At 63.7% G+C, this 19,710-nt stretch carries 19 protein-coding genes; 12 read left to right on the top strand and 7 right to left on the bottom strand.

From position 1 onward, the window contains the following. Nucleotides 1–407: 407 nt before the first annotated feature. Nucleotides 408–803 carry a c-type cytochrome gene (locus tag RT460_RS04000; RefSeq protein ID WP_313317300.1) on the top strand — a complete coding sequence of 132 codons (396 nt, stop codon included), beginning with the start codon at nucleotides 408–410 and terminating at the stop codon, nucleotides 801–803. Nucleotides 804–811: 8 nt separating this feature from the next. Here RT460_RS04000 and RT460_RS03995 read toward each other — a convergent pair whose 3' ends face one another. Together RT460_RS03995 and RT460_RS03990 are read right to left on the bottom strand one after the other, a co-directional pair. Continuing rightward, on the bottom strand, nucleotides 812–1,588 hold the full coding sequence (locus RT460_RS03995; protein ID WP_313317298.1) for a glucose 1-dehydrogenase: 777 nt from the start codon (nucleotides 1,586–1,588) through the stop codon (nucleotides 812–814). A 124-nt stretch (nucleotides 1,589–1,712) separates the two neighbouring features. Further along, nucleotides 1,713–3,605, bottom strand: coding sequence for an alpha/beta fold hydrolase (locus RT460_RS03990; protein WP_313317297.1), 1,893 nt, complete (start codon nucleotides 3,603–3,605; stop codon nucleotides 1,713–1,715). Nucleotides 3,606–3,846: 241 nt separating this feature from the next. Between RT460_RS03990 and RT460_RS03985 the strand changes: the two genes are divergently transcribed. The 7 genes from RT460_RS03985 to RT460_RS03955 all read left to right on the top strand — a co-directional run bounded on the left by RT460_RS03985 (nucleotide 3,847) and on the right by RT460_RS03955 (nucleotide 8,900). Then, nucleotides 3,847–4,521, top strand: a complete 675-nt coding sequence (locus RT460_RS03985) for a hypothetical protein (RefSeq protein ID WP_313317296.1) — start codon at nucleotides 3,847–3,849, stop codon at nucleotides 4,519–4,521. 19 nt (nucleotides 4,522–4,540) lie between these two features. Further along, the gene (locus RT460_RS03980) at nucleotides 4,541–5,008 is read left to right on the top strand and encodes a c-type cytochrome (RefSeq protein WP_313317295.1); all 468 of its coding nucleotides are present in this window, start codon (nucleotides 4,541–4,543) and stop codon (nucleotides 5,006–5,008) included. Nucleotides 5,009–5,078: 70 nt separating this feature from the next. Then, nucleotides 5,079–5,570: a VOC family protein gene (locus RT460_RS03975; RefSeq protein ID WP_313317294.1), complete on the top strand. Its 492-nt coding sequence runs from the start codon at nucleotides 5,079–5,081 to the stop codon at nucleotides 5,568–5,570. Beyond that, the gene (locus RT460_RS03970) at nucleotides 5,567–6,286 is read left to right on the top strand and encodes a hypothetical protein (protein ID WP_313317293.1); all 720 of its coding nucleotides are present in this window, start codon (nucleotides 5,567–5,569) and stop codon (nucleotides 6,284–6,286) included. The genes RT460_RS03975 and RT460_RS03970 overlap by 4 nt, the downstream gene beginning before the upstream one ends. 1 nt (nucleotide 6,287) lies before the next feature. Further along, on the top strand, nucleotides 6,288–6,950 hold the full coding sequence (locus tag RT460_RS03965; protein WP_313317292.1) for a hypothetical protein: 663 nt from the start codon (nucleotides 6,288–6,290) through the stop codon (nucleotides 6,948–6,950). Continuing rightward, nucleotides 6,947–8,530 carry an FAD-binding oxidoreductase gene (locus tag RT460_RS03960; RefSeq protein WP_313317291.1) on the top strand — a complete coding sequence of 528 codons (1,584 nt, stop codon included), beginning with the start codon at nucleotides 6,947–6,949 and terminating at the stop codon, nucleotides 8,528–8,530. Before RT460_RS03965 ends, RT460_RS03960 begins: the two co-directional genes overlap by 4 nt. Before the next feature lie 52 nt (nucleotides 8,531–8,582). Continuing rightward, the gene (locus RT460_RS03955; protein WP_313317290.1) at nucleotides 8,583–8,900 is read left to right on the top strand and encodes a hypothetical protein; all 318 of its coding nucleotides are present in this window, start codon (nucleotides 8,583–8,585) and stop codon (nucleotides 8,898–8,900) included. 3 nt (nucleotides 8,901–8,903) lie between these two features. On the opposite strand, the gene RT460_RS03950 is transcribed toward RT460_RS03955, so the two are convergent. From RT460_RS03950 to RT460_RS03935, 4 genes are read right to left on the bottom strand one after another with little or no spacing between them, the layout of a single operon-like run. Further along, nucleotides 8,904–10,322 (bottom strand): aldehyde dehydrogenase family protein, encoded by a 1,419-nt coding sequence (locus RT460_RS03950; RefSeq protein WP_313317288.1) that lies wholly within the window; start codon nucleotides 10,320–10,322, stop codon nucleotides 8,904–8,906. After that, complete coding sequence (locus RT460_RS03945) at nucleotides 10,315–11,358, bottom strand: nitrilase-related carbon-nitrogen hydrolase (protein WP_313317286.1); 1,044 nt, start codon at nucleotides 11,356–11,358, stop codon at nucleotides 10,315–10,317. Before RT460_RS03945 ends, RT460_RS03950 begins: the two co-directional genes overlap by 8 nt. After that, the gene (locus RT460_RS03940) at nucleotides 11,355–11,687 is read right to left on the bottom strand and encodes a DUF1330 domain-containing protein (RefSeq protein WP_313317285.1); all 333 of its coding nucleotides are present in this window, start codon (nucleotides 11,685–11,687) and stop codon (nucleotides 11,355–11,357) included. The genes RT460_RS03945 and RT460_RS03940 overlap by 4 nt, the downstream gene beginning before the upstream one ends. Nucleotides 11,688–11,694: 7 nt before the next feature. Beyond that, nucleotides 11,695–12,474 carry an enoyl-CoA hydratase/isomerase family protein gene (locus RT460_RS03935; RefSeq protein ID WP_313317284.1) on the bottom strand — a complete coding sequence of 260 codons (780 nt, stop codon included), beginning with the start codon at nucleotides 12,472–12,474 and terminating at the stop codon, nucleotides 11,695–11,697. 57 nt (nucleotides 12,475–12,531) lie between these two features. Here RT460_RS03935 and RT460_RS03930 point away from each other — a divergent pair, with 57 nt between their 5' ends. Further along, the gene (locus RT460_RS03930) at nucleotides 12,532–13,320 is read left to right on the top strand and encodes a GntR family transcriptional regulator (RefSeq protein ID WP_313317283.1); all 789 of its coding nucleotides are present in this window, start codon (nucleotides 12,532–12,534) and stop codon (nucleotides 13,318–13,320) included. A gap of 181 nt (nucleotides 13,321–13,501) precedes the next feature. Continuing rightward, nucleotides 13,502–14,440 (top strand): VOC family protein, encoded by a 939-nt coding sequence (locus RT460_RS03925; RefSeq protein ID WP_313317282.1) that lies wholly within the window; start codon nucleotides 13,502–13,504, stop codon nucleotides 14,438–14,440. 45 nt (nucleotides 14,441–14,485) lie between these two features. Here RT460_RS03925 and RT460_RS03920 read toward each other — a convergent pair whose 3' ends face one another. Then, entirely contained in the window at nucleotides 14,486–16,087 is a 1,602-nt protein-coding gene (locus RT460_RS03920) for an alpha/beta fold hydrolase (RefSeq protein ID WP_313317280.1), read from the bottom strand. A 365-nt stretch (nucleotides 16,088–16,452) separates the two neighbouring features. Here RT460_RS03920 and RT460_RS03915 point away from each other — a divergent pair, with 365 nt between their 5' ends. Beyond that, on the top strand, nucleotides 16,453–18,567 hold the full coding sequence (locus tag RT460_RS03915) for a TonB-dependent receptor (protein WP_313317279.1): 2,115 nt from the start codon (nucleotides 16,453–16,455) through the stop codon (nucleotides 18,565–18,567). A gap of 61 nt (nucleotides 18,568–18,628) precedes the next feature. Continuing rightward, nucleotides 18,629–19,291, top strand: coding sequence for a hypothetical protein (locus RT460_RS03910; RefSeq protein WP_313317278.1), 663 nt, complete (start codon nucleotides 18,629–18,631; stop codon nucleotides 19,289–19,291). Nucleotides 19,292–19,710 lie beyond the last annotated feature (419 nt).

Genomic DNA, 19,710 nt, shown 5'->3' with positions numbered 1-19,710 from the left:
TCGGCGCACTCTGCGAATTTGTCCGGAGCCAAAGACCGATAGCTCGATCAACGCTTTGAAGCATTCCAGCCCCTGAACGCCAGAAGCTCAACTAGCAGATGAGGAGCTTTTGCTTCTGGCTTTTGCTTCTGGCTTTTGCTTCTGGCCTTTGCTTCTGGCTTTTGCTTCTGGCTTTTTTTCGACAGACCGGAAAATGCCTGAAGTCTCCCTTCTCCCGCATGCGGGAGAAGGTGCCCGAAGGGCGGATGAGGGGGCCTTTGCTCCGGCTTCCGCTCCTGCTCCAGCCTTGGCACCAAGCCTCTTCAAAAGCTCAGCCTGCACCAAAGCCCCCCTTTGCTTTCCCCTCCCAGCACCATCCATCATTGCCAACGCCGTACAACCCCGGCCGCCATCGCAATGAGCCAGCAATGACCCGTCTTCCCCTGATCGCCCTCGCCTGCCTGGCACTCACCGCCTGCGGCCAGCGCGACGCCTTCAACCACAACCCCAACGCCGATCCGCACCAACGCGAACTCGAACGCGCCTTCGCCATCTGCGCCGGCTGCCACGATACCCGCGCCGACCTCGGCCACCGCGTCGGTCCCAACCTGCACGGCGTGATCGGCCGCAAGGCCGGCACCGCATCGGGCTACAACTATTCCGATGCGATGAAAGCCAGCGGCATTGTCTGGGATGCGCAGACCCTGGACGCCTTCATCAAATCACCTGCCAAGCAGGTGCCCGGCAGCAAGATGGTCAATGCCACCTCCGACCCGGCACGCCGCCAGGCCGTGATCGAATACCTGTCCTCGCTGCCGGACTAAGCCGCCGATCAATCCAGCGTCTGCACGCCACCGCCATTGACGAACAGGGTCTGGCCGCTGACCCAGTTCGATATCGGCGCGGCGAAGTACAGCACCGCACCGGCGATATCGTCTGCTTCACCCAGGCGCTTGATCGGCGTATGCGACAACATGCGCTGCTCGATCTCCGGCGTGAGCACGGTCGCCAGCGCATCGGTACGCACCGCACCTGGCCCCACTGCATTGACGCGGATTCCGGCCGGACCATAGTCATGCGCCAGGTTCGCGGTCATGTGATTGATCGCTGCCTTGGATGCGGCATAAGCGCTGATTGCTGGGCTCTTGTTGATCGAACTCATCGACGACATGTTGATGATCGAACCGTAGCCGCCCTTCTCCATGTGCGGCGCGCACAGCTGCGACAAGCGCCAGGCGCTGAACACATTGATCTGGAAGGGCCGCTCGAACTGCTCCAGGCTGATCTTGTACGGGCTCTCGCGGCCGGCACCACCGCCACCGGCGTTGTTCACCAGGATGTGGATGCCACCCAGTTCGCTGGCGGTGCGTTCCACCACGCGCACCAGATCCTCGTCCTTGAGCACATTGCATTCCAGCGCCAAGGCCTTGCCACCGGCAGCGGTGATTTCCGCCGCCACTTTTTCAGCGGCAGCCAACTTCAGGTCGGCGATGGCCACGGCCGCACCATAGGCGGCCAACATCAGGGAGCTGGCGCGGCCAATGCCATTGCCACCACCGGTAACGATGGCCACTTTGCCAGCAAGGTCGAAATGGGCTTGGGGAATCATGGTTGTGTGCTCCGATCCGGGCGGTTCATTCGCCCGGATACGATACCTACAAGCCGTCAGGGCAAGGTTATCTTCCTGTGTTTTTGCGATGCGCCCCGGAACTTTCGCAGCTACATCGCATCGCTTACTCGCCGATGTTCTCTTTCAGGAAGTCTTCCAGCGCGCGATAGAACGCCGCACTATTGTCATCGTTGTAGAAGCCATGTCCTTCGCCGGCTACGGACATCCATTGCGGCGGCCGGCCTGCAGCGACCAAGGCAGCACGCATCGCATTGGCCTGGGCGATGGGCGTGCGCTCGTCACGCTCGCCATGGGCCAGGAACACCGGCGCCTTGATGCTGGCGGCCAGCATCGTGGGAGAGTTGGCCGCCAGTTCTTCATCGCTGCGACCAATCACGCGCTGCAGATAATTGCGGCCGTAGGCGTCGTCTTTGATGTCACCCTTTTTGTACATCATCTTCAGGTCATAGACGCCAGCCAAACCTACCGCACAACGAATACGCTGCGGTTGGCGCGCTGCCAGCATCAGCGCTGAGTACGCGCCAAAACTGGCACCGTAGCTGCAGACACGTCCCGCATCCGCCAGACCCAGCCCGATCGCATGGTCCAGACCATCGATGATGTCCTGCTGGATGCGCGTGCCCCACTGCAGGTAACCGGCTTCTTCGAAGGCGCGCCCACGGCCACCGCTGCCACGGTAGTTGACCTGCACCACCAGATAGCCTCGATTGGCCAGGAACTGGGCATCGGTGTCGTAGAACCAGTCGTCGCTGACGCCGTGTGGACCGCCATGTGGCAGCAGCACGGTGGGTAGCGCCTTGCCTTCGCTGCCGCGCGGGAGGGTCAGCAGCGCCTCCAGTTCCATGCCATCGCTGGCCTTGAAACGCACAGAGCGACGTTCGGCCATCTGCTGTGCATCGATTCCCTCGCGGGCTACCAATACCTTTTCCAGCTTGTTGCTGGAGCGACGGAACACATACCAGCCACCCGGGTCCCGATCACTGTTCACGTACACCAGCAGGATCTGGCCATCATGGCTACTGTCGACAAAGCTGACATGTTCCTGCGGCAACAGCGCGGCCAAGGCCTGGTGCAGCTGCGCGTCTGGACGGCCAGGATCGAAATAGATCATGCCCGGGCGCCCTGCCTGCGGCGCGGCCGCAAAGGGAACCGCCGGCGCATGTGTCCATTGCACCCGACCCACGCTACTGAAAGCATCCGCCGCCAATACATCGGGGTTGCTCCCATCCAGCGCACTGGCGACCAGTTGTGACGGCCCGTCATTACGCGAGATATAACCGTACACGCGCTGATCGTCCGCCGAGAACGCCACCGGTGTCCACTTGTAAGGCAGCTGCAACGGCTGCCATTGGCGGCCGTCCTGCGAGGCATACAGCAGGTACTTGTCCTGCTTGTCCACGCCCCAGGCATAACGTGCCACGCCACTACGGTCGATGACGAACTCCAGGTCCGGCACGTTGATGCTGGCAATCAGCTTGAAGGTGGGGCGCTGGGTATCCACCACGTAGAGCATCGATGAGGTGGGATTGCGCTGCAGCTGACGCATGTAGAAGCGGCCGTCATTGCTCTCGGCAACACCCTCGATGTAGCCGAAACCACGGTCCAATCCGGCGGCAGCGTTCTGCTGCTCATAACCGTAGATGTAGCGCTGGTTCTGCCCGTCAAAGTCGGTGGCCAGCAATTCCCCCAATGGGACCGGCTTCTCCAGCGAGCCCAACTTGCGCCCCTTTGCCACGACCAGTCGTTTGTCGCTTACCCACTCCAGCTGAAAGGGACTCTGGTAGCGTGGCAGGCGCAACACGGCGGTGCGCTGCATGCCGCTCACTTGCAGGATCTGGACCGCGTGGTTGCCTTCACCGAAGTCGGTGGCCACCGCCAGGTATTCGCCGGTGGGCGACAAGCGGGGCATCGAGAACGGACTGGCCTTGGCAAAGGCCTCTACCGGCACGGGTGCCGGTTGCGCGGCAGCCACTGGCCAGGCGAACGGCGACAGCAACAGAAGTGATCGGAAAATCCATTTTCCTGCACAACCCATGACACGTCCCCACGGTCGGTTTGATGGGGCTGAGCCTAAGCCATCCCGGTGCGGGACAAAAGCACCCCCACAACGATTTCAGGCCTCGTCCTGCCCCCCAAGCGCACGCTATGTACATGGGCCGCTTTTAATCCCCGGCCCATTCTGATATTTGTTTGTCCGGACAAATACCGATGCCCGTTCGGCGGGCGAAGGAAGGGACGTGGCTGCATTGCAGTATCCAATCCTGGTGTATGCGCACCTGCTGCTGTTCGTGCTGTGGCTGGGCGCCGATGTCGGGGTGTTCCTGCTGGGGCAGCATTTCCGGCGCCGCCATGCCTATTCACTTGAGCAACGCATCGCACTGCTGAAGCTGCTGGTGGAGGTGGACATGGTGCCGCGCAGCGCGTGGGCGCTGATGGTGCCGGTCAGCCTGAGCGTGGTGCATGTCGGTGGCTACTGGACGCTGCCAGGTTGGGCACTCCTGCTGGCCTGGCTGATCGGTGGGTTCTGGCTGTGGTTGGTGTGGGATGCACATCGCCACGACCAGACCCCACGCGCCGCGCGCAATCGCCGCATTGAATCGGTACTGCGCTGGCTGCTGGCACTGTTCTACCTGTGGCTGGGGCTGGCCTCGCTGTTGCAGGGCGCGCCGCTGGCGCCGGTGTGGTTGGCCACCAAGGCCTTGATGTTCGGCGTGATATTCGCCGCCGCCATCATGATCGACGTCACCTTCAAGCCGGTCGGCGTGCAGCTGGGGGCCTTGCTCGAACAAGGCAGCAGCGATGTCACCGAACTGCCGTTGCTGCGCACCATGAACCGCACCCGCGTCTGGGTGTGGGTGGTCTACCTCATGTTGCTGGCCACCGCCTTCCTCGGCGTGGTCAAGCCTTTCTGATACCCAGCCAGGACTCGTCATGCGCTCTTTGTTGATCATCGCCGCCTCCCTTCTGGTCGCTGGCTGCAGCCAGCAGGCCGCGCCGGCCCCTGCGACTGCCGCTGCAACTGCCGCTGCGACCGCGGCGGCCACCGAAGCCACCGCGACGACCGCTCCAACAGCGGCGGCGCCGCAAGCCCCCCCTGCTGCGCCCACGATCAGCGGTGAACAGGCTTTCGCCATGTGCGCGGCCTGCCACAGCCGCGATGCCAACGCGCCACAGCGCATGGGCCCCAACCTGCACAACCTGGTCGGGCGCAAGGCCGGCAGCAATCCGGGCTTCGACTATTCGCCAGCGCTGAAGGCCAGCGACATCACCTGGGATGCCAAGCAACTGGATGCCTATCTCAGCGCGCCATCGAAGCGGGTGCCCGGCACGCGCATGGTCATCGCGGTGCCGGACCCGGCACGTCGGCAGGCATTGATCGAGTATCTGTCGGCCCCCTGATTTTCTCTCCGTGGCAGTGCGGCTGCGGATACCGCTGCCGTTGCTGCCCTGCGCAGCAACGAGGAGTGGCATGAAACTTCAGTTCGAACGCTTCACCCTGTTCTGCCGTGACCTGGAGGCATCGCTCGGGTTCTATCGCGATGCACTGGGCCTGGTAGTTGTCGAGGAAAAGACTCTGGAAGGCGCAATGGCAGGCGGCCTGCTGCAACTGCCGGCCTGCCGCATGCGCATTGCCCTGCTGGCGGCCGACGCGGATGCGCCGGTCATCGTCGGCCTGTTCGAAATCAGCCAGACACCGCTTGCGACGCTCAGCCCGCCATTGGGCAAACCGGCCCATGGGCAGAGCGCCTTGGTGCTGTCCACCGATGAATTCGATGCCCTGTACGCCGCGCTCAGCGCCGCCGGACATCGTTTCCTGACACCACCGCTGGCCTATCCCAAGCGTGTAGCCAGCACGCGTTCGCCGGCTGGCCTGTACCGCGAAATGATCGTCTACGACCCGGACAACGTGCCGGTGAGCATCCTGCAGATCGACCCGCTTCCCGAGGAGACCACGGCATGACCGGCATCGCCCGTTCCATCAGCGGCACCATCCAGTACACCAGCAACCAGAGTCATCGCCAGGGCGCCGAGCGCGGTCGCGAGAATTTCCAGCTCGACGTGCACCGCGATGGTTCACGGGTGCTGGCCGCACATTGCGAGATCGACGATGCGCCGCCGGTGGTACGCGACGTCAACCTGCGCGTGGATGCGGACAACCTCCCGCGCGAGTGCTTCGTGCGCATTGCCGTGGGCGGCCAGTTCCGTGGCTCGGGCTGGTTCAGCTTCAGCCCCACCGAAGCGCAGTGCGAATCCAACACCACGGTCGAAGGCCGGGTCTCGCAGCGCTTTCCGTTGCAGTCACCGCTGCTGGCCTTCGGCAACCACGCCATCATCAATGATGCCTATGCGATGTCCTTGTATGACCTGTCGCAGGGGCCGGGCAAGCAGAGCTTCTTCATGCTGCTGTCCTCGCCGGATCACCGCGGCGCCACCGGGCCGATGATCTTCCCGGTGCAGCTGGCCATCGAGTACGTGGGCGAGGAAGAGATCGAGGTGATCGCCGGTCGTTTCAAGGCCCGTCACTTCCGCATCCTTGATGTCGGCATGCCGGAAGAGCACCCCGACTACGATCTGTGGGTGACCGCCGACGAGCACTACATCATGCTGCGCGCCACTGTCACCGGCTACATGCAGACCGCCTACGAACTGAGCAGCTACACCGTGGTGGAGCACTGAGATGCTGCTGCAGATCCTGCTGGTGGCGCATATCGCCGTGCTCGGCTATTGGCTGGGCTCGGAGCTGGTGATCAACAGCACCTACCGCTATGTCTCCTACGGCAGCCACATCCCTTTCGCCGAGCGCAACCGGTTGATGGAACATGTCATGCACGTGGACCAGCACGTGCGCTACGCGCTGGTACTGCAGGCAGGCTTGGGCTTCTCGCTGGCCGCGCTGTACGGGCTGATCCCCGGCGCCGAAACCACGGCCAGCATCGCCGGCCTGCTGTGCGTGCTGTGGCTGGGGTTTGTCGAAGCGGTACATCGGCTGCGTCACAGTCGCATCGGCGCCACCCTGGGGGCGATTGATCGCGGCTCGCGCTACGTCTTCATGGCCCTGCTGGTCGCGCTGGCTACGGGCTTGCTCGGCGGCAGTTGGGAGATGCCGCTGTGGCTGCGCTTGAAGCTGGCGCTGTATGCCGGCGTGATGGCCTCAGGCGTCGGCATCCGCCTGGCCCTGATCAGCCACTTCCGCACCTGGAAAGTGATGGCGCAGGAAGGCCCGACCGAAGCCACCAACGCCATCATCCGCCGCACTTATGTGAAGGCAACTTCGGTGCTGGGCGTGCTGTGGCTGTTCATTGCCGCGATCGTGGTTGTCAGCGTGTTCAAGCCTGCATGAGCGTCGGTGATCACAGCACGCTGCTGACCGATCTGCGCGCCGCGCTGGGTGAGGACGCCGTGCTGTGCGATGCCGCCACCCTGCAGTTGATGGCAGGTGATCTGTACAGCAGCGGCCCGCTGCCATTGGCGGTGATCCGCCCCGGCGACAGCGCATCGCTGGCGCAGGCGGTCGGGCAGATCACCGCTGCCGGCCTTTCCGTGGTTCCACGCGGCGGTGGGCTGAGTTATACCGGCGGCTATCGATGCGAGGAAAGCGGCAGCGTGCTGGTCGATCTTTCCGCGTTGAACCACATCGAGCACATCAGCGCCGAAGACATGTACGTGGTGGCGCAGGCGGGCGTGAGCTGGAAGCAGCTGTACGACGCACTGACGCCGCTGGGCCTGCGCCTGCCCTACTTCGGCACCTTCTCCGGTGCCGGCGCCAGCATCGGCGGTGGGCTCAGCCATGGCGCGCTGTTCTTCGGCAGCGCGCGTTACGGATCCGCCGCCGACAACGTGCTCGGCGTTGAAGTCGTCACCGCCGATGGCACCTTGCTGCGCACCGGGCAGTGGGCGCTGAAGACGGACGCAGAGCCGGTATTCCGCAACTTCGGCCCCGATACCACTGGCTTGTTCATGCACGACGGTGGTGCCTTTGGCATCAAGACCCGCGCTGCATTCCGTCTGATTCCGCTACCCGCGCACAGTGGCTATGCCTCGTTCGCTTTCGCCGATTTTGAAAGCGCCGGCCTGGCGCTGTCGGCAATTGCGCGTGCAGGGCTGGCCGAAGAAGCTTATGTATTGGATGCCGGCGCCGTGGCCGCCAATGTCGAACGTGACCGCAGCCTTCGCGCAGCAACACGCGCAGTGCGCCAGGTGCTGCACACCGCAAGCGGCGTGGCCGGAAAATGCGGCGCGTTGCTCGCGATGGCGCGCGCAGGACGCCGGGTGGTGCCGGCCAATGCCTACACCTTGCATCTGGTGGCCGCTGGCAGCAGCCGTGCCGCGGTCGATCACGATGTGGCGACCGCGCATCTGCTTGCACGCCAGTTTGGTGGCATTTCCATCGCCGCGACGGTGCCGCGCATCGCCCGTGCCGATCCGTTCCCCGGACTCAACGCGGTGCTCGGTGCGAACGGCAGCCGCTGGGCCGCCCTCAATGTGAAGATTGCCCATTCACGCGCCTCCGCGCTGATCCGCGCGCACCAGGCATTGATCGCTGCCGAACAGGCAGCAATGTCACGCTGCGGCGTACGCGTTACGTATTTATGTTCCGCGCTCTGCAATTACAGCTTCAGTTTTGAAGCGGTGTTCCACTGGCAGGACAGCTGGCAGCCATTGCATGAAGCAAAGGTCGCCTCGGCGGTGCTGGCCAGCTTCAACCGCAGCCCTGACAACCCGGAAGCACGGATGCTGGTGGCCCGATTGCGTGAACAAACCTGCGTGCTGTTCACGCAGATGGGCGGTGCATCCAACCAGATCGGTCGCACCTACCCGTTTATGTCCGTGCTGGATGAGGCGCCCGCAGCGCTGCTGCGGAACCTGAAACGACAGATTGACCCGGCGAACCGCATGAATCCCGGCGTGTTGGGGTTTTGACACGAAAGTTGTGGCAGGATTTGCGTGACGTCTCTTGGGGAGACCCGTCCCAATGCCGCACCCTTCATCCAATCAGGGCCGGTGGACACTTGCCGCCGCGCTTTTCGTGCTGTCGCCGTCCGCACTGGCCATGACCCAGTGCCCGGCGGAGTTCGAGCCCAAATCCATGGCTTTCTGGGCCGTCGGTTGGGCGGTGTTTGCTGCATTCGTCGCCGCCGGCGCCGTGCTGTCGCTGCTGATGTTCCGCATCACCCGCTTCGCCGCGCGCGGCCCACGTTGGGCGCTGCGCATCGCCAGCATTCCGGCGATGCTGGCGATGTGGTTGCTGGGCGCAGGCATCTTCCTGGGCCAGTTCGTACTGGCCTGCTAGGCCTCAGGCCGCCGGGAACCACCACGGCGATGCGCTGCCGGTATTGATCAGCAAAGCCCGCGCGCGCACGAAGCGACGAATCGAGGCGGTGCCCATGCGCGAACCGCCCATGCCGGACAGCTTGAAGCTCTGCTTTTCCGCCGTCTGCACCATGCCGGTCAAACACGCATCGTTGATCGAGATGCCACCGGCCTGAAGCTGACGCGCAACACGCTGCGCGCGCTCCGGGCTCTGCGTGAACACCGCAGCCGACAGGCCGAACTCGGTATTGTTGGCACGGGCAATAGCCTCGGCCTCGTCGGCCACCACCATCACCGGCAACACGCTGGCAAAGCTTTCATCGGCGACCACGGCCATCTCGTCGGTGACATCCACCAGCACCGTCGGCGGACACCAGACACCGCCATGGTCGATCAGCTCGCCACCGGTCAGCGCACGTGCGCCCTTGGCCTTGGCATCGGCCAACTGGCCACGCACCAGCTCCACCTGCGAAGCGGCGATCACTGGACCGATCTGGCCCTGCTTCGGGTCGGGCCACGCCAGTTCCAGTGCGGCGGCTTCTTTCACCAATGCAGCGATGAAGGCATCGGCCACCGGCGCTTCCACATAGACGCGCTCGATCGACATGCAGCTCTGCCCGCCATTGACGAAGCTGCCCCACGCCAAAGCACGTGCGGCATCCGCGATATTGGCATCGGACAACACCAGCGCCGGGTCCTTGCCGCCCAGTTCCAGCGAGGCAGGAATGAAGCGGCGTGCACAGGCTTCGCCGACCTTGCGGCCGGTGGCGACCGAACCGGTGAAGCAGATCTGGTCACTGGCCTCGATCACCGCCTGGCCGGTGGCACCGGCGCCGGTGACCAGCTTGAATACCTCGCCCAGCCCCGCTTCTTCCAGCGCATCACGCAGCAAGGGCACGAAGCGCGAGGTGACTTCGCTGGGCTTGGCCAGGATGCTGCAACCGGCTGCCAATGCCGGCACCGCATCGATCAAGGTCAGCATCAGCGGGAAATTCCACGGGCTGATTACCCCGACCACGGCGTAAGGCACCCACGTCTGCTGGCTCTGGATGAAAGGAATGGCTTCCTGTTGCGCGGGCTTTTCCAGCAGGCAGGCGGCAGCCTGCTGCGCCCAGCGGCGGATCGCGCCCACCGTGCCATCCACTTCGATCTGCGATTCGTGCCAGCGGCCGGTATCGGCCAGCAAGGCGTCAAGAAAGCCGTCGCGGCGGGCAACCAGCGCATCAGCCAGGGCATTCAGACGCGCACAGCGCTCCTCGATGCTGCGTTCAGCCCAGGCCAGCTGTGCCTTGCGCAGGCCCACGCCCAGCGCGGCGACGTCAGCGGCTGCGGTGATCGGCAGCTCGCCGTCGGATTGGCCGGTACGCGGATTGCGCAGCGGCAGCGTGGTGGCTTCAGTCATTGCCCAGAACTCCGGCGCTCAGCAGTGCATCAAGGGTGGCTTTCTGGCGGGCGGCGAAATCCGCCCGCTGCGGAATCTTCAGCGTCTCGCCGTCCATCAGCGCATTGGGTTTCAACGCGGTGCTGGCCAGGCCGGCATTGATCGCGGCCTGCGGCAAACGCGACAGGAAATTGCCCATGCCCGGGCGCAGGCGACGACGGCGCAGCCCAGCGATATCCAGATCGGCATAGGCCGCCATCGATTCCCCGGTGCCCGCTGCCGACAGCACGCGGCCCTGGTCGTCGACGATCTTGCTCATGCCGTCCGCACTGCCCAGGGGAATGTCGACGCCACTGATACCGGCCGTATTGGCCGAGACCACATAGGCCATGTTTTCCAGCGCACGGGCGCGCTTGGCGATGTCCTTCGGGGTCAGTTCCGGGCTGCCGACTTCGCTGGTGGAATGCAGGAATACTTCGGCGCCACGCACGCCCATCGCACGCGCGACTTCCGGATAGAGGATTTCTTCGGAGGCGATGCAGGACAGGCGACCGATCGGCGTGCGTGCCACCGGAAACACGCCATCCACGCCGTAGATATCCAGGTACTTGTCCCAGACATCGTGCGGACTGGGCGCGTACAGGGAAATCAACCGGCGATAGCGCAGGATCTGGTTGCCGCTGTCATCCAGGATCACCGAGGACTGGAAGTACAGCTCCGGAAAATTCGGGTCGCGCTCATAGGCGTTCGAGCACAGGTAGACACCATTGTCCTGGGCGATGCGGCCCAGCTGTTCGTACTCGGCGCCGTCCATCGCAAAGCAGCCCTTGGCTGCCCAACCTGGAATGGTGTCGCCCAGTGGATAGCTGGTGGCGAAATACTCGGGCAGTACCACCAACTTCAGGTCGGCACCGATGAAGGCCTTGGAGGCGCGGATCTGCCGGCCGACGCGGACGATGTTGTCGGCCACGGCCGTGGCGGCGTCTTCCGGCGTGGAGCAGCTGTTGATGGCGCGGCAGGTGGTCTGCAGCGCCAACGCGCGGTAGGCGTCGATCATGCGGCGTTACCTTCGGTAGCGGTGTCGGGGAGGATCCGGATCTGCGCACCGTCCGCCAGCAGCACGCGGAACGTGCCGGTGCCAGCGCGCAGCGGTTTGATCGCGGCATATTCCGGGCTATGCCAGAACGCCAGCGCGGCGGCACGGTCCGGCCAATGCGAGACCACGGTGCGGGCCGGGGCATGCTCGCCTTCCAGGCTCTGCTGCTCGCCGCCCATCACCAGGTACTGGCCGCCGTAGCGGGCGGCGACTTCCGGGGTGGCACGGGCATAGGCGGCAAAGCCCTGCGGGTCGGTGATATGCGCTTCGATGATCAAGTAGGCGGACATGGCGGTCTCAGCTGAAGCGCGGGGCGCGCTTTTCCAGGAAGGCGGCGGCGCCTTCGACAAAGTCGGTGCTGCTGAAGGCGGCATTGAATGCGGCATCGGCCTGCGCCAGGCCGATGCTGGCATCGCCGCCCAGATGGCCAAGCACGGTCTTGATCGCGCGGCGGGCCTGGCCCGAGGTCGCCAGCAACTGCTGCACCTGTGCCTGCTCCAGCGCTTCGATGCCCTCTTCGCCGGCCAGCAGGCTGACCAGCCCCCAGGCCGAGGCGGTGGCGGCATCCAGCAAGCGTCCCGTCAGCAGCATTTCGCGGGCACGGGCCATGCCCACGGTGTTGACCAGCCGGCGGCTGTCATCGGGGCTGTAAACTAGGCCGAGCTTCGCTGGGGTGATGGCAAACCGGCTGCGGGCACTGGCAAGGCGCAGATCGCAGGCCAGCGCCAGGCCAAGGCCACCACCGACGCAGGCACCGTCGATGACGGCCAAGGTGGTCTGCGGCAGGCGTTGCAGCTTGAGCTGGGTGCGCTGGACCTGGGCGTTGTTGGCGGCAAAAGCGTCGGGCGCGGTGAGCAGTTGGCCCAGCTCGTCGATGTCGGCACCGGCGCTGAAGGCACCCGGTACGCCGGAGATCACCACAATCTGGGCGTCACTGGCAGCAATTTCGTCCAGTGCGGCCTCGATCGCAGCCCAATGGCGGGTGGCCAGGGCGTTGCGCTTGTCCGGTCGGTGAATGCCGATGCGAGCGAGCGCCCCGTCACGGCTCCAGCAAATCACAGTGTCTTCAGTGATCATGATCTACCCTATTTGTCATATCGTTATAGCATTAAGCCAAAGGAGGGTGAAGCGACGATGTCCCAGGAGACGCTGGCCGCATTGCTGAGTTCAAACGCGCAGAAGCTGCTGCGCAACGACTTGCCGACGCCGCTTTACCACCAGATGTTCAGCCTGCTGCGCGACCGTATCCTCAACGGTGAGATCCCGCGCGGCGCCCGCATCCCCACCGAATTCGACCTGGCCGAAGGCTTTGGCGTGTCGCGCATCACCGCCAAGCGGGCGCTGGACGAGCTGGCCGCCGAGGGCCTGGTCGAGCGCCGCCGCGGCAAGGGCACGCACGTCATCCACCGCTCCCGCCCCAAGCCCATGCACAGCCCGCTGACCGGCTTGCTGGAAAGCCTGGAGGTGCTGGCCGAGCACACCAAGGTGCAGCTGCTGCAGTTCCGCCGCGCGGTGCCGCCGGAGCCGATCCGTGCGCTGTTCGATACCGGCCCGCGGGACGTGCTGGTGCATGCCATCCGTTTGCGCCTGCGTGGCGATATCCCGTTCGGCTACTACAACAGCTGGACCCGGACCGAGCACCCGGACTTCAACGAAGCCAAGCTCGCCAACAGCTCGCGCCTGAAGCTGTTCCAGGCCGCCGGCATCCAGATCAAGCAGGTGGAGCAGGTGTTGTCGGCAGTCAATGCCGATGCCATTGCCGCCATGCATCTGAAGGTGGAGCCGGGCACCGCCCTGCTCGCCCTGGAGCGCCGCTCCTATGACGGCGACGGCAACATGGTCGACCTGTTGAGCGTGCAGTACCGGCCGGATCAGTTCACCTACCAGATGACGCTGGACGTGGACGCCGGCGGGCACGACTGAAGGGCAGTCCATGTAGTGCCGAGCCATGCTCGGCATGGGGCCTTCCCTGGTAAAGCCTCTGCCGAGCATGGCTCGGCACTACAGTTGCGTGCACCACTAATCGCACTGGACAATTTGTCCGGACATATTGCAGGATCGGGCCAGGTATGACCTTTCCACGTTCCTGTAACAGGAGTCCGGCATGTTGTCCGAAGTGAAGGCAGTCACCCTTGGCGTAAGCGATCTGCAGCAAGCCTGCGCCTTCTATGAGAACGCTCTTGGTTACCGCGTGCAGGCACGCGGCGCGCTGCCCGCCGAGCTGGCACCGCTGTGGCGCTTTGATCCGTCCCTGCAAGGCGAGTACGCCGTCATCGCGCCGGATGATTCTGGCCTTGGAAGGATCCGCCTGGTTGCCTTCGACGCGCCCGGCCAGCGCCTGTGGAATGCCGACAATCTGTACAACGGCAGTGGCTACTATGCGCTCAACTTCCGCTGCCGCGACGCCTTGGCGACCATGCAGGCCATCAAGGCGGCCGGTGGCAGCAGCGCGCACGAACCCAGCTACTGGGAAGTCAGTGAGCAGGTCGCGGTGCGCGACTCGATCAATGACGACCCCGATGGCATCCGCCTGGACGTGTTCTCCTACGAGAAAGGCGGCGACCTGCGCGGCCCGCTCGACACCGACGTCAGCGTTGTGCAGACCATTGCCCTGGCCACGCGCGACGTGGCGCGCTCGGTCGCCTTCTACAAGGCGCTGGGCTTCGAGGTGTTGTTCGACCGCGTGCTCGATTTCCCCGAACTGCAGACCCTGCTGGGTACCGATCGGCCGGTACGCATCCACAACGTCAACCTGATCAAGGACGGGCACATCGTCCCGGGCCGCGTGGAAATGTTTGCCTACCTGGACATGGAGCATCTACCCGATGCACCGCTGCGCGACATCGCGGTGCCGCCGAATATCGGCATTCTGTCGGCAACCCTGCTCAGCGATGCGCTGGATGCCGATGCAGCCAGGCTGCAACAGCTGGGCGCGCAGTTGATCGCGCGTGCCGAACTGGACGTGCCCGGCTTTGGGCATTGCAGCATCGCGACGCTGCTTGGCCCGGATGGCGAACAGTTGGAACTGCTACAACCCGCGTGAGGCCACTGCACCGCAGCCGCTGCAAGGCGACTGCGGTGTGTTTGATCAACGCCTTGCCAGTCGCGCCGCCAATGCCGCGGTGCGCCCCTGGTAGTCGTCCTGCGGCTGGGCGTGCAGCGACACCGGCACCTTCAGCGCGAGCAGGTGCTGGTCACCATCGGCGACCGCGACACCCTTGAACAACACCGGCAGCTGCGTGCCGATGCGCAACAGCTCGACCACGTTGGCATGCACCTGGATGGCATCCGGTGCAGCCACCAAACGACGCGCGGCCGCACTGGGCTGCAACCATGGCCATAGCAGATGGCGTTCGCGCTCCCATTGCCAGGCTTCGGCCATGTGCCCACCGGCAGGATGGATAGCGGGATGCGGCAGGCGTGCCAACAATGTTTCGCACTCATCGCCCTGCAGCAGCCACGGCTTGTGCAGCACGACCTCGGTCAAACGGCCATCCAACCACTCAGCTAGCGCAGGAACATAGGACGCTGCGGCTTCATGCGCGTGCACCGCGATCGCATGACCTGCAGCAAGATCGTCAATCACCGCGCGCAAGGCCGACTGCATGGTCTGCGCTGTCAGTGGAGCCGCTATCTCCGCCGAGCCGGCGTGCCCAGGAAGCTCGATGGCGATCTGCGTGCGTGCATCCACCGCCAGCGCTGCCACCGGCAACGGCGATTGGCCCGGCGCATGGATATGTACCACCGCCGCGCCACTGCCTGGCCGCAACCAGGCAGCAATTTCGCCCACTGGCGTATCGACGATGCGCCGTGACCAACCGGTCACCTCGCGTGCAGCCAGCACCACCGGTGTTGTCGGCACCGAGGTGGTCTGCTGCAGAATGATATCCATGCGCCGATGCAGTCCCTCCACGCCATCGGGCTCTTCGACGCTGATGACGTTGTCCGGCAATACCGGCAGGCGCTGCCGATGGCTCAGCAATACATCGTCGTGCCGATAGATCAGCCAGCTTGGGCAACGCAACTCAGCCACGCGCTGCCGTTCGGTGTAGCGGAACGCCGCGCCATAGCCGCTGCGGTAGTTGTCTCCGACGTCGAGGATATCCATCGCCGCATCGTGCGTGCCTTGCGCGTCGTACGGCTGCAATGCAATGGCGCACTCGGCCGACGGATCGCACCACGGGAAGAAGTACAGCTGCTCACGCATGCGCGACCACAACCAACGCAGATGCCCGCCATCCCAGCTCGGGACGAACGGCGGCAGGTAGCGATCGGTGTAGCGCGCACGCTCGGCATCGTTGAACAAGGCGTAGCCATCGATGACCAGGCAATGCAGGCGTTCGGGCGCGATCCAGGCCAGGTGCATGCCGATCAGGCCGCCGGTATGCATGCCGAACAAGGCAAACCGCTCGATGCCCAGCGCATCGGCGAACTCCAGCGTCGCCTCGGCAAAGCGATCGATGCCCGGCGCAGCATCGGCCAACGCATCGGAATAGCCAAAGCCCGGCGTGTCCGGTGCGATCACGGTATAGCGATCAGCAAACCGCTCGATCATCTGCAACCACATACGCGAGTTCTGCGGTGATTGATGCAACAGCATCAGCACCGGGCCCTGCCCTGCGTAGCGGTAGTGGACGGTGCGATCACCGATGCGGATGAACTGACGGCGGCTTGTGGTTGCGGTCTGCATGATCTCGTCACGGCGGCTGGAATGATTATTGTTATATCAATAAATCAATTAAGCCCGTGTTCGACGCACGTCCCAATTGCTGCTGCAAGTTTATGTGCTGCACCCGCAGCAATATCAGATCAAATGACCTAGCGACAACACCTATAGGACAAACCAAACTGCGCATTCATAGTTTTAATATCGTTATTTTTCAAATAGATATGCCAGATCTGGCATGCATCAGCCAAATGTAAAAAACGTGCAATAGTCCGGTTGATTGTCCGGACAAATGGCGGAATACTCATTAGGAAGCATTGATATATCTATATATCGATGCTTACCCCCACCCGAACGAGCTTTTCCTTCATCACGCTACGAGGCGAGTCATGAAAGATGTTCTGTACCGGAGTGCTTTGACTGTTGCGATCATGACGGCCATTGGCAGCGGCGATGCCTACGCCCAGTCGTCTGACAAGGAAGCCGTGCAGCTGGACCAGGTCAGCGTGACCGCCCAGCGTCGCGAAGAACAGATCCAGAAAACACCGCTCAGCATGAGCGTGATCAGCGGGCCGGCACTGGACCGCATGCAGATCCAGCGCGTGGATGACGTCAAGTTCACCACGCCCAATATCATCATCGAACAGAACACCGGCACCAGTTCCGGCGCCAAGATCATCATGCGCGGCGTGGGTGCCGACGAATCGATGTTCACCAATGACCCCGCCGTGGCGCTGTACATCGACGATGTCTACATTGCCCGCCAGAACGGCGCCATGCTCGACCTCTACGACGTGGACCGCATCGAAGTATTGCGCGGCCCGCAGGGCACGCTGTACGGCCGCAATGCCACCGGCGGCGCGATCCGCTACATCTCCAAGAAGCCCACCGGCGAAGACAAGCTGGCTTTCGACGCCAGCGTCGGCAACCTGGGCCGGCTGGATGGCCGCGCCATGTTCGCCACCCGTATCGGCGAGACACTCGACGTATCGGCGGCGGTACTGAGCCGCAACCGCGACGGCATCATGAAGGACCTCACCCACGATCGCATGGTCAACGACCAGAAGGTGTTGGCCGGACGCGTGTCGTTCGCCAGCACCTGGGGCGAGTCGTCGTATGCCACGTTGAGCATCGATCGCCTGAGCGAGCGCTCCACGCCGGCATGGGGTACTCCGGTTGCACGCGATGCGGACACCGACACCGTGTGGCCGAAGCTGGGCAGTTACTACAAGACCCACACCGATACGCTGGGCATCAGCGACCTGGACCAGTTCGGCGTGGCCTTGACCAACGAAACCGACTTCGGCGCGTTCTCCTGGCGCAGCATCCTGCACTACCGCACGCTGGACCATCACTTCTACATGGACGTGGATGGCACTGACCAGATGCGTTACCACCTGGAGCAGGACCAGCACCAGAACCAGCGCGGCTACGAAGCACAGTTCACCTCGCAAACCGAGGGCCCCTTCAGTTGGGTGGCCGGCGTGTTCGCGTTCAAGGAACACAACGATCAGCCCACCCGCAACGACATCTTCACCCGTGGCGGCACCAATTTCGTCAAGCAGGACACCACCGCCTACGCAATCTACGCGCAGGGCGACTATAAGTTCACCGACAAGCTGACCATGACCCTCGGTGGCCGCTACAGCTATGAGAACAAGGACTTCTCGGTGCGCGCGGTCAAGGCCAACGGCGATCCCAACTTCTCTACACGACAGGAGAAGAGCTGGAACCGCCCCGACTGGAAGGCGTTGCTGTCCTACAACTTCAGCGACAACGTCATGGGCTACGCCAGCGTCACCACCGGCTTCAAGAGCGGCGGCTTCAATGGCCGCGGTACCACGCTTGCCACCGTCACCCCGGTGGATGCCGAAACGCTGCGCGCCTACGAAGTTGGCGTGAAGTCCACCCTATGGGACAACCGCCTGCGTTTGAACGCCGACTACTACCGCCTGGACTACGCGGGCATCCAGCTGACGGCGGTGAACTCCGAAGGCGTGTTCGTGATGACCAACGCCACCGGTGCGTTGATCCAGGGCTTTGAGATCGATGCGCAGGCGCAGCTGACCAGCAAGCTGCGCGTGGACGCCAGCCTCGGCACCATCGATGGCGAGTACAAGGACTATGCGGCGGTCAATGCGGCCTACTTCAACGGACGCTCGATGAAGAGCTCGCCGGACATGCAGTGGACCTTGGCCGGCACCTACGTGCAGCCGGTCGGCGATGCCGACCTGGTGTTCAGTGCGCAGGCCCGCCACACCGATGAGTACTACCAGAACCAGGACACCTCGCGCCTGATCATGACCCGCGCCAACACCGAGTACAACGCACGCATCTCCTATGAACCGCGCGACGCCAACTGGTCGGTAGCGGCCTGGGGCAAGAACCTGAGCAACGAGTTCTCTTCCACCGGCGGCTTCGATATCGCCGGCCTCGGCATCGGCGTGATCTACCCGAACGTGCCGCGCACCTACGGCATCGAGTTCAAGTACCGCTTCTGGTAAGCCCGGCCACTTTGCTGCACACATCGCTCCCGCCAGGGAGCGATGTCTTTTGGAGACCACGATGGATTACCAATTGCTGTTGTTGTTGCACCTGTTGATCGGTGGCTACTGGCTGGGCGGCGACCTGGGCGTGTTTTACATCGCCGGCAAGATCGCCGACCCGGCGCAGCCGCTGCCGGTTCGCCTGTTTTCAGCCAAGGCGATGATGTTGCTGGACATGATCCCGCGCACCTGCCTGATCATGGCGCTGGGCACGGGCCTGACCATCGCCACCAAGGCAGGCCTGGTACCGCTGGATGGCTGGCTGTGGCTGGTATGGCTGGGCACCCTGGGCTGGCTGGGCCTGGCCTGGGCGGCCTTCATCAAGGAACACTCGGCCGCGGGCCTGCGCATCGCCCGCGTCGATTTCTACCTGCGCCTGTTGGTACTGGCAGGCTGCGTCGCGGCGGGCATCGATGCCTTGAGTGACGGTGGCTTCATCGCGCAGAGCCGCTGGCTGGGCGCCAAGCTGATCCTGTTTGCCGGCATCATCAGCATGGGCTTGCTGGTACGCATTCAACTGCGTCCGTTCGGCCCCTTGTTCGGCAAGGTAGTGACCGGCACGGCGAGTGATGCCGACCAGCAGTCGCTCAAGCAACTGGTGGCACGGGTGAAGATCCCAGTGCTATGCATCTGGATGATCATCCTGGCGATCATGGTACTGGGCAAGCTCAAGCCGTTCTGAGTTGGACCGCATGCTGTGAAAGACAAAGGCCCGCGCAAGCGGGCCTTTGTCGTTGTGCGGCCCGACCCGCAACCACAACGTCCGTAGCCCGGGTAAGCGCAGCGCACCCGGGGAAACATCGAAAGCGCGAAACCTGATTCCTGCTGGTGGCGCGGCGTAAGCCGCGAAACATGCACATCATCCGATGACGTGACCATCCGTAATTTCAGCAATATTGGCTTCGCGGATTACACCAGCCTTGCAGTCGCCTCCCATTTCCCGGGTGCGCTGCGCTTACCCGGGCTACATTGCTGCATGCTGTGAACGAAAATGGCCCGTGCAAGCGGGGCTTTGTCGTTGTGCGGCCCAACCCGCAACCACAACCTCCGTAGCCCGGGTAAGCGCAGCGCACCCGGGGAAACATCGAAAGCGCGAAACCT

This window comes from Stenotrophomonas sp., from assembly GCF_032061965.1.
GTDB lineage: Bacteria > Pseudomonadota > Gammaproteobacteria > Xanthomonadales > Xanthomonadaceae > Stenotrophomonas.
Note: the sequence above shows the minus strand (reverse complement) of the source record. Positions and strands in the feature narration are given on the sequence as shown.

What these genes read in the sequence shown, in the direction of transcription:
- RT460_RS04000 (WP_313317300.1), top strand. Translation starts at nt 408, where the DNA reads ATGACCCGTCTTCCCCTGATCGCCCTCGCCTGCCTGGCACTCACCGCC.
- RT460_RS03995 (WP_313317298.1), bottom strand. Translation starts at nt 1,588, where the DNA reads ATGATTCCCCAAGCCCATTTCGACCTTGCTGGCAAAGTGGCCATCGTT.
- RT460_RS03980 (WP_313317295.1), top strand. Translation starts at nt 4,541, where the DNA reads ATGCGCTCTTTGTTGATCATCGCCGCCTCCCTTCTGGTCGCTGGCTGC.
- RT460_RS03975 (WP_313317294.1), top strand. Translation starts at nt 5,079, where the DNA reads ATGAAACTTCAGTTCGAACGCTTCACCCTGTTCTGCCGTGACCTGGAG.
- RT460_RS03970 (WP_313317293.1), top strand. Translation starts at nt 5,567, where the DNA reads ATGACCGGCATCGCCCGTTCCATCAGCGGCACCATCCAGTACACCAGC.
- RT460_RS03965 (WP_313317292.1), top strand. Translation starts at nt 6,288, where the DNA reads ATGCTGCTGCAGATCCTGCTGGTGGCGCATATCGCCGTGCTCGGCTAT.
- RT460_RS03960 (WP_313317291.1), top strand. Translation starts at nt 6,947, where the DNA reads ATGAGCGTCGGTGATCACAGCACGCTGCTGACCGATCTGCGCGCCGCG.
- RT460_RS03955 (WP_313317290.1), top strand. Translation starts at nt 8,583, where the DNA reads ATGCCGCACCCTTCATCCAATCAGGGCCGGTGGACACTTGCCGCCGCG.
- RT460_RS03950 (WP_313317288.1), bottom strand. Translation starts at nt 10,322, where the DNA reads ATGACTGAAGCCACCACGCTGCCGCTGCGCAATCCGCGTACCGGCCAA.
- RT460_RS03945 (WP_313317286.1), bottom strand. Translation starts at nt 11,358, where the DNA reads ATGATCGACGCCTACCGCGCGTTGGCGCTGCAGACCACCTGCCGCGCC.
- RT460_RS03940 (WP_313317285.1), bottom strand. Translation starts at nt 11,687, where the DNA reads ATGTCCGCCTACTTGATCATCGAAGCGCATATCACCGACCCGCAGGGC.
- RT460_RS03935 (WP_313317284.1), bottom strand. Translation starts at nt 12,474, where the DNA reads ATGATCACTGAAGACACTGTGATTTGCTGGAGCCGTGACGGGGCGCTC.
- RT460_RS03930 (WP_313317283.1), top strand. Translation starts at nt 12,532, where the DNA reads ATGTCCCAGGAGACGCTGGCCGCATTGCTGAGTTCAAACGCGCAGAAG.
- RT460_RS03925 (WP_313317282.1), top strand. Translation starts at nt 13,502, where the DNA reads ATGTTGTCCGAAGTGAAGGCAGTCACCCTTGGCGTAAGCGATCTGCAG.
- RT460_RS03920 (WP_313317280.1), bottom strand. Translation starts at nt 16,087, where the DNA reads ATGCAGACCGCAACCACAAGCCGCCGTCAGTTCATCCGCATCGGTGAT.
- RT460_RS03915 (WP_313317279.1), top strand. Translation starts at nt 16,453, where the DNA reads ATGAAAGATGTTCTGTACCGGAGTGCTTTGACTGTTGCGATCATGACG.
- RT460_RS03910 (WP_313317278.1), top strand. Translation starts at nt 18,629, where the DNA reads ATGGATTACCAATTGCTGTTGTTGTTGCACCTGTTGATCGGTGGCTAC.